The sequence below is a fragment of the Streptomyces sp. NPDC006450 genome (assembly GCF_040612195.1).
In the GTDB taxonomy this organism is placed as follows: domain Bacteria; phylum Actinomycetota; class Actinomycetes; order Streptomycetales; family Streptomycetaceae; genus Streptomyces.
In genome coordinates, this window is record NZ_JBEXPT010000247.1 from 1 (window position 1) to 3,085 (window position 3,085).

Here is a 3,085-nt window from a genome sequence, read left to right on the forward strand (position 1 = left end):
GGCGACGACCTCGGCCACCGGGGCGGCGACCGGGGCGGCCGCGGCCTTGCGGGGGGCGCGGGCGCGCGGGGCGCTGCTGCGGGGGGCGCTGGTGCGGCGCTCCCGGACCGGCTCGACCATCGGGGCCATCTGGAAGTCGGCCTCGGGCTCCACGACGAACGGGGCCAGGGGTTCCAGCGCCGCCGCGGGGGCGACGAAGGTGGCGGCCGGAGCGGCCGACCGGGTCCGGCGACGGCGCGGCTTGCGCGCCTCGTCGGCGGCCGGAGCCTCAGGAGCCTGGACCGCCTGGACCGCCTGGACCGCCTGGACCGCCGGGGCGGCCGCGGCGACCGGAGCAGCCCCGGTGGTCACCGGGGTCAGGAGCTCGGCGCCCTGGTCCGAGCCGCCACGGGTGCGGCGGCGCTGGCGCGGGGTGCGGGCGGGACGCTCCTCGGCGACCGGGGCGGCGGCACCGCGGCCACCGTCACGTCCACCGTCTCGTCCGCCATCGCGTCCACGGTCACGACCGCTGTCACGACCGCTGTCACGGCCGCCGTCGCGGCCGCCACGGCCACCGCGGCCGCCGGTCTCGCCCAGGTCTTCCAGGTCCTCGGCCTTCAGGCCGGCCCGCGTGCGCTCGGCGCGCGGCAGGACGCCCTTGGTGCCGGCCGGGATGTTCATCTGCTCGTACAGGTGCGGGGACGTGGAGTACGTCTCCACCGGGTCGTGGAAGTCCAGCTCCAGCGCCTTGTTGATCAGCTGCCAGCGCGGGATGTCGTCCCAGTCGACCAGGGTGACGGCGATGCCCTTCTTGCCCGCGCGGCCGGTGCGGCCCACACGGTGCAGGAAGGTCTTCTCGTCCTCGGGCGTCTGGTAGTTGATGACGTGGGTCACACCCTCGACATCGATACCGCGGGCGGCGACATCGGTGCAGACCAGCACGTCGACCTTGCCGTTGCGGAAGGCGCGCAGCGCCTGCTCGCGGGCGCCCTGGCCCAGGTCGCCGTGGACGGCGCCCGAGGCGAAGCCGCGCTTCTCCAGCTGCTCGGCGATGTCGGCCGCCGTGCGCTTGGTGCGGCAGAAGATCATGGCGAGCCCGCGGCCTTCGGCCTGCAGGATGCGGGAGACGAGCTCCGGCTTGTCCATGTTGTGCGCACGGAAGACGTGCTGCGTGGTGTTGGCGACGGTCGCGCCCTCACCGTCCTCGGAGACGGCGCGGATGTGCGTCGGCTGGGTCATGTACCGGCGGGCCAGTCCGATGACCGCACCCGGCATGGTCGCCGAGAACAGCATCGTCTGACGCTTGGCCGGGAGGTAGCTCATGATCCTCTCGACGTCGGGCAGGAAGCCCAGGTCGAGCATTTCGTCGGCCTCGTCGAGGACGAGGGCCTTGACCTTGGAGAGGTCGAGCTTCTTCTGACCGGCCAGGTCGAGCAGGCGGCCCGGGGTGCCGACGATGACGTCGACGCCCTTCTTGAGCGCCTCGACCTGCGGCTCGTACGCGCGGCCGCCGTATATGGCGAGGACGCGGACGTTGCGGACCTTGCCCGCGGTGAGGAGGTCGTTGGTGACCTGGGTGCAGAGCTCGCGGGTCGGAACCACCACGAGGGCCTGCGGGGCGTCGGTGAGCTGATCCGGCGTGGAACGGCCGGCCTCGACGTCCGCGGGGACGACGACGCGCTCCAGCAGGGGGAGGCCGAAACCGAGCGTCTTGCCGGTACCGGTCTTGGCCTGGCCGATGACGTCCGTGCCGGACATGGCGACGGGGAGGGTCATCTCCTGGATCGGGAAGGGGGACACAATGCCGACGGCCTCAAGGGCTTCGGCCGTCTCGGGAAAGATCCCAAGGTCTCGGAACGTAGTCAGGGTGCTGCCTCTTCTGTGAGACGCGGCGCGAGGCGGCGAAGGGGGTCGTACCGTGCCGGGCTTGCAGTACTACTACGTACGTACGAAGCTGCGCGGGACCACGAGCCATCGCTCAGGCGCTTTATGCCGCTGAGGGGGCCCCTCGTGGGACGGTACGTATGAACGCACGCATCACGCCGAGGGCGGTCGGGTGGAGCCGATCGGGCCACCGACCGGGCATCCTCATTCGGATGGCCCGCCGAGTGTTCGGCAGGCGCATTACCACTGTACCCCGGAATCTCGCAGCTGTGTCGGGTGAATTCACCAGGTAGGCGCGTTTACGTGGACTGAGCAGGTGGTTCATGGTGGCTTTCGGCGAGCTATTGTGCGGAGCATGTCGACCGTTGAAAACGCATCGCCCGCCGACGAAAGCGCCCCCTCCGAGGCAGCCGGCATCGCCGCCCAGGACTGGGCCACGGCCTCCGCCTCGCCGCAGTACCGGGCCGCGGTGGTGGATCTGCTCGGGGCGCTGGCGTACGGCGAACTCGCGGCCTTCGAACGCCTCGCGGAGGACGCGAAGCTCGCGCCCACCCTCGGGGACAAGGCCGAGCTGGCGAAGATGGCCTCCGCCGAGTTCCACCACTTCGAGCGCCTGCGCGACCGGCTCACCGCGATCGACGAGGACGCCACCGCCGCGATGGAGCCCTTCGCGAAGGGCGTCGACGACTTCCACCGCCAGACCGCCCCGTCGGACTGGCTGGAGGGCCTGGTCAAGGCCTACGTCGGTGACTCCATCGCCAGCGACTTCTACCGCGAGGTGGCCACGCACCTCGACACGGACACCCGCGGGCTCGTCGTGAGCGTGCTCGACGACACCGGCCACGGCGGTTTCGCGGTCGAAAAGGTGCGCGCCGCCATCGAGGCCGACCCGCGCTGCGGCGGCCGGCTCGCGCTGTGGGCCCGCCGGCTGATGGGCGAGGCCCTGTCGCAGGCGCAGCGCGTGGTCGCCGAACGCGACGCGCTGTCCACCATGCTGGTCGGCGGGGTGGACGGGATGGCGGCCGGCTTCGACCTGGCGGCCGTCGGCGAGATGTTCACCCGGATCACCAAGGCGCACACCAAGCGCATGGCGGCCCTGGGCCTGGCGGCGTAGTCCGGATCCGCTGACAATGACCGGATACGACGCGCAGGGCGCGGCCGCCGTCGTCGAACCCCGGGACGTCGAGCTCGAATTCGACCGTTCCCGGTGGAGCGTCGCCGA

Annotated in this window: 2 protein-coding genes; one reads left to right on the forward strand and one right to left on the reverse strand. The window is 71.8% G+C overall.

Annotated elements, in window-relative coordinates:
• The coding region (locus tag ABZY57_RS32495; protein WP_356518109.1) for a DEAD/DEAH box helicase at window positions 1–1,755 on the reverse strand (1,755 nt) is incomplete at its 3' end.
• Between the two features lie 463 nt (window positions 1,756–2,218).
• Between ABZY57_RS32495 and ABZY57_RS32500 the strand changes: the two genes are divergently transcribed.
• A complete protein-coding gene (locus tag ABZY57_RS32500; RefSeq protein WP_243335974.1) occupies window positions 2,219–2,977 on the forward strand; it encodes a ferritin-like fold-containing protein in 759 nt (252 codons plus the stop codon).
• Window positions 2,978–3,085: the final 108 nt, after the last annotated feature.